Origin of the sequence: Neptunomonas sp., from assembly GCF_016744175.1 — a bacterium.
Taxonomy (GTDB): Bacteria; Pseudomonadota; Gammaproteobacteria; order Pseudomonadales; family Balneatricaceae; genus Neptunomonas.
Genome location: NZ_JADGEV010000086.1, coordinates 1 through 5,844 on the forward strand (window position 1 = coordinate 1; position 5,844 = coordinate 5,844).

Here is a 5,844-nt window from a genome sequence, read left to right on the forward strand (position 1 = left end):
CATTGCATACTGCAATAAGTGAACACTTTCTGCCGAGACCGCTTGCTTCACTTTGAAAGGATACCTTGATAACTCAACGCCTTGGCTGTCGGTTACCATGCGTATGGCTCGTAATGGCATTTGAAAGCCATTAGCAGCAATCGTTTGATACATAGTCGCAACTTCTACAGCAGGCATGCCTTGCGCGCCTAACAGCAATGAAGGATATTCATTCAACTCACGGTTCACACCTAACTTTTGAAGGGTTTCAATTACTTTATCAACGCCTACTGACATACCTAAATTAGCTGTGGATAAGTTATAAGAGCGCGCTAATGCTTGATGAAGTGGAACAACACCATGGGATTTTTTATCAAAGTTTTGCGGCTCCCATACTTGTCCTCCTGGCATTTCAACAGCGACCGGCTCATCCTCTAGCGGCGAAACTAGTGAATATCCGTTTTCCAGTGCGGTTAAGTACACGGCAGGTTTTACTAAAGAGCCGATAGGCCTTACTGCATCAAGTGCGCGATTAAAGCCTTCATATCGGGTACTTTTTCCACCGATGATACTTAGCACTTCACCTGTCTGTGGATCCGTCACTACCATGCTACCTTCAAGATCGACTGCACGTTTTCCATAACGCTTTTCTAAGTTCTTTATAGTGCCAATCAAAGCTGTTTCTGCTTTTGCTTGCACGATAGGGTTCAAGCCTGTAAAAACTCTCAGCCCTTCTGTACGCAGATCATCTTCATGATAACTTTCGCGTAGCTGGCGCTTTACTAAGTCTAAATAGGCAGGGTATGCGCCTTTCAGTAAGCTTTTTTGCTTCACGACGCCTAGCGGTTTTTTGATCGTTTTTTGATATATATCTTCGCTTATATTGCCTTCATCGCGCAGCACCCTTAGTACCAAATCACGGCGCTTCTTAGCTCGATCAGGATGACGACGCGGATCGTAATAAGAAGGCCCCTTAACCATTCCTGCTAATAGAGCCACTTGTGATAATTTCAACTCTTGAAGCGGTTGAGAGAAATAATATTGTGCCGCCAGGCCAAAACCATGAATGGCACGAGAGCCTTCCTGCCCTAAATATACCTCGTTGAGATAGGCTTCTAAAATCTCATCTTTGCTGTAGTGAAAGTCCAATAGAACAGCCATTGGAATTTCCATTAATTTACGGGCAAGCGTTCGATCAGACGTCAGATAGAAGTTCTTAATCAGCTGCTGCGTCAGGGTACTTCCGCCTTGGACGAAGCGCCCTACACGAAGATTAACCCACATTGCTCGTGCAATACCTCTGGGGGACACGCCAAAATGATCATAATAACTCTGATCCTCAATAGCGATCAGTGCATCTGTCAGGCTACTCGGCGCATCATCTAAGCGAATAAGGTCTCTATCTTCATTATTTTGTGGATAAATACCGCCAATCAACACCGGCTCAAGGCGCGCCAAGTTAACTGTTTTCCCTTTACTGTTCCGAATCCTAGATAACTGCTCACCCTGAAAATCTAAAAGCAGTTTTTGAGAACGCTCCAACCCATCAGGGAACTCAAACCCTCGTGTGTACACGCGTATGCGCTTTTTGGCAATTTCAGCGTGTCCGGGTTGAGTTGCTTTAGGCACTAATTGATAGCCCAAACCAGCAAGTTCAACCTTCACATCTTTTGTAGAAATGGCTAGCCCAGAGTAAAGCTCTAGCGGACGAGCATAAACTTTTGCAGGTAAAGCCCAGCGTTTTCCTTCAAACTGTTGGCGTATTTGGGCATCGAGATATATCAGCCCAATAGCACCGATCACGATGCCGACTAAGGTAAGCTTTAGTAAAAATCCGCCAAAAGAACGCCAAAGACTTCTTTTTGTCTGCGGCTTTGCCGTTCTTTTACGAGGCGATTTCTTTGCTGGTGTTCTCTTTTTGTTCATCAAGCCAGTATAATTCCTTAACTTTTCAGACGATACCGAAGGTTACATGCAAGCCAAATTGATTAAAGCGCTCACTTGCCCCTCATTTTACCCTCACCCGGTAGAAGCGCCGATACGTGTTATCGAAACACATATCTCTTGGCTTTTATTAACCGGCGAATATGCCTATAAAATAAAAAAGCCAGTCGACTTTGGCTTTCTAGACTTTACTACGTTAAAGCTTCGCCGCTATTTTTGCGAAGAAGAGCTTCGTTTAAACCAGCGATTAGCGCCGGATATCTATGATACGCTAATCGCCATCGTTGGTTCGCCTGAAAATCCACAATTAATGGAAGCATCACAACTCAGCGACGGCGAGCCTTTCGAATATGCCGTGCGAATGTACCAGTTTGATCCTGAACTGCGGCTGGATCTTATCCTTGATCGACAGCGATTTGAACCCGCATGGATCGATATGTTGGCCGAGCAGATCGCTCACTTTCATACCCGCACACCCCGTGTCGCTCAAAACAGCCCTTGGGGGGAATCTGATACTATCTGGGGTGTTGTTTCGGATAACTATCAACACATCAGCGAGCACCAACTAGAAGCACATGACTGGCAACAATTACAGTTTCTCTCGCAGCGCACGTCCCAACAATTTCGAAAATTCGAAGCCTCAATCAAGCGACGCAAACAAGATGGTTACATCCGCGAATGCCACGGCGACCTACATTTAGGCAACATAGCCCTCTACCATGGACAACTGCGCCTATTCGACTGTATTGAATTTAACCTTCAATTCCGCTGGATAGACACCATTTGCGATCTAGCGTTCCTTCTTATGGACTTAGAGGTGAAAGGCCAATACCGCTGGGCCAACCGCTGTCTCAACCGCTACCTAGAGCTAACGGGAGACTACGAAGGACTCACGCTTCTCAACTTCTATAAGTCATATCGTTCAATGGTACGCGCCAAAGTGTCTATGCTCGGCGATAAGCCAGATATTCTTACATTCAGGCGCTACCTGCAGTTAACCAAGTCTTATGCCCATCAAAAGAAGCCATCGCTATTCTTGATGCACGGGGTATCAGGTAGTGGCAAAAGTTATCTGTGCAGCCAGTTGGTTGAAAGGCTGGATTGTATAAAAATACGCTCTGACGTGGAGCGAAAGCGTCTTTATCGCGAACTTTGCCTACGCGGCGAGCACCTGGATCTTTATGGTCAAGAGATGAACGCTCGTACTTTTCAACACTTATTAAACTTATCCAGAGCTCTATTGAAAAGTGGTTACTCCGTTATTGTTGACGCCACCTTTATCAGACAACGCACACGCCAAAGCTATATGGATCTTGCCACCTCTCTTGATATTCCTATGCGTATCATCAGCTGTTATTGCGAACCAAAACTGATAGAAGCTCGCCTCGCAAGACGCAGTGAAGAAGGTGGAGACGCCTCAGATGCCGATATTTCTGTTATGCAAAATCAATTAAAACATCAGCAAAAACTGACAGATGCAGAACTTAAAAGCAGCTTACAGATTGATACTGATAGCGATGATGCCATCAATATTGTCGTTAGCCAGCTTATTGCCCAAGGGCTGGTAGAACCTTAAAGCTTAGCGTTCAGGCGGCGCACTAGGCTGGGCAAAAAATAACGTCTGGCCAAGAGCTTCTGTTTTATTAATCTGGGTTTGAAAAACCGAAGAAAGTATTGCGGGCTGCAGCACCTCTTTAGGCGTACCCGTTTGTACAATGTGGCCTTTATCCATCAAAGTGATTGTATCTGCAAACTGCGCAGCCAAAGAAAGATCATGCACAATGAGCAGTACGCCCTTACCCTCATCAGCCATCTTTCTAAGCAGCTGCATGGCAGCAATTTGGTGCTTCAAATCGATCGCTTTTAATGGCTCATCCAGTAACACATATGATGTGTTATGGGTTACTTGAACTAGCAACCGGGCAAGATGAGTGCGTTGCTTTTCACCTCCTGATAATGTTGTATAGTCTCGCTCAGCTAGATGCATTACATCCATTGCTTCCATCGCATCAATTATTGTGGATGCAACTGGCAACATCGTCTTGCTAACTAAGTAAGCCCCCATAGAAACAACTTCTTGAACTTGAAAGGGAAAATCAAGCACTTGCTCTTGTAACAGCACCGACAAGGAAAGTGAGCGCTCACTTATACTAATATCATGGATATCAAGTCCATCTAACAGCACCTTACCAACATCTGCTTTGAGAAGCCCTGATAAAGCTTTAAGCACACTGCTTTTTCCTGCACCATTAGGGCCTAAGATAACGTGTAAACTGTGTTTTTTTATTTCAAGATTAACGTCATCTAACAAGACATAACCGTACCGATTTATAGCTAGAGATTCAGCTTTTAACATATGCCTCGCCCTCGCTGTCGGTAGGTAATCATGAAGAGGAATAGTGGCCCACCAATAAGAGCTGTAATTAAGCCAATAGGTAGTTCAGCCGGCGCTGCAACATTACGAGCAACGAGGTCCGCCATCAGCAACAGCAAAGCACCACTTAAAAACGACATGGGCAATAGAAAACGGTTATCTGGCCCATTAATGAGCCTAACCAAATGCGGCACAACTAAACCCACAAATCCAATTAACCCAACCATAGAAACCACAGCCCCGACAATAAGCGCTGTGATTATCACCAAGCGACGCTGCGTTTCTACTACATTGATTCCCAGTAACAATGCCTGCTGCTCACCCAGCAGCATTATGTTCAGTGGCGCAGCGTGACGAATCAGCATAGGTACAAATACAATGCTGATAAGCAACAGCAATAGCACCGCCCACCAAGACGCTGTCTGAACATTTCCCATCAACCAGAAGGTTACTTGCCGTAATGTCATACTATCCGACACATATTTGAGCGCAGCAATACCTGCTCCCGCCACAGCATTTATGGCGATACCGGTCAACAGCAACGTTAGCGATGAAATTCCTGATGCATTTCGTGCAATATGTATCACTAAAAAAGTAACAAGCATTCCACCCAAAAATGCGGCCACCGGCATACCTGCTGATAACAACAAACCAGCGCCCAAGGTAGTAGACACAACCACTTGCCATGCAACCGCCGCTAAAGCGGCACCACCAGCAACCCCAATTAAGCCAGGATCAGCCAACGGGTTACGAAACAAAGCCTGCACAACAGCACCAGATATTGCCAATAAGCCACCGCATAGCATCACAACTAAAATTCTTGGCAAACGCAGTTCATAAAGAATACGACGTGTTAAATCACTGCCACTCCACAAGTCTGACAGAGATAACGCCGCTGAACCATGTAACAAAGACAGCAGCATCATTAACGGCAACAACGTTAATACTACAATCAAAAAACGAGTATTCATTCTCACATTTCGCATCACTTGCTTCCGACAAGGGAAAAACGCACAGGGATATTTGCCTGTGCGGCAGCAACCTCACCAGCCCGAATAGCAGGAACAAAGCGCCATTGGCTGGCCGCCTTCACTGCAGCTCTATCCAGTATCGAATACCCAGAGCTTCTATCAATCACCACTCGCTCCACCTTCCCTGCGGTATTAATGTGCAACACCAGCATAACTGTACCTTCTAAACCCCGTCGCGTAGCCATGCGAGGATAATTTGGTTGAACTGGCTCTTCACGATAATTCAGGTTTCGATAGTCCGCGATAAGCACGGGCTGATTCGCACTATCGCTCTTCTCATCAACACTACTCTGATTCGTAGAATTTTTTACGGTTGCGTTTTTAACCACCTGACTTTTACTGCTTTGAGAGCTTTTCTCTACAACGGGTTTTAAGTCAACTGTTTCTGTTACAGGAGCTGTTTCAACGATCTGCGGTTGCGGTTGCGGTTGCGGTTGCGGTTGCGGTTGCGGTTGCGGTTGCGGTTGCGGTTGCGGTTGCGGTTGCGGTTGCGGTTGCGGTTGCGGTTGCGGTTGC

Annotated in this window: 5 protein-coding genes; 1 reads left to right on the forward strand and 4 read right to left on the reverse strand. The window is 45.9% G+C overall.

Annotation, left to right across the window (positions count from 1 at the left end):
* On the reverse strand, nucleotides 1–1,905 hold a 1,905-nt coding region (gene mrcB / locus QZZ55_RS19705; RefSeq protein ID WP_293269129.1), incomplete at its 3' end, for a penicillin-binding protein 1B.
* Between the two features lie 46 nt (nucleotides 1,906–1,951).
* On the opposite strand from mrcB, the gene QZZ55_RS19710 reads away from it, so the two are divergent.
* Complete coding sequence (locus QZZ55_RS19710) at nucleotides 1,952–3,499, forward strand: bifunctional aminoglycoside phosphotransferase/ATP-binding protein (RefSeq protein ID WP_293269130.1); 1,548 nt, start codon at nucleotides 1,952–1,954, stop codon at nucleotides 3,497–3,499.
* 3 nt (nucleotides 3,500–3,502) lie between these two features.
* Here QZZ55_RS19710 and QZZ55_RS19715 read toward each other — a convergent pair whose 3' ends face one another.
* The 3 genes from QZZ55_RS19715 to QZZ55_RS19725 all read right to left on the reverse strand — a co-directional run.
* Complete coding sequence (locus QZZ55_RS19715; RefSeq protein ID WP_293269131.1) at nucleotides 3,503–4,279, reverse strand: ATP-binding cassette domain-containing protein; 777 nt, start codon at nucleotides 4,277–4,279, stop codon at nucleotides 3,503–3,505.
* Nucleotides 4,273–5,268, reverse strand: a complete 996-nt coding sequence (locus QZZ55_RS19720) for an iron ABC transporter permease (RefSeq protein ID WP_293269132.1) — start codon at nucleotides 5,266–5,268, stop codon at nucleotides 4,273–4,275. Before QZZ55_RS19720 ends, QZZ55_RS19715 begins: the two co-directional genes overlap by 7 nt.
* Before the next feature lie 14 nt (nucleotides 5,269–5,282).
* On the reverse strand, nucleotides 5,283–5,844 hold a 562-nt coding region (locus tag QZZ55_RS19725; RefSeq protein ID WP_293269133.1), incomplete at its 5' end, for an energy transducer TonB.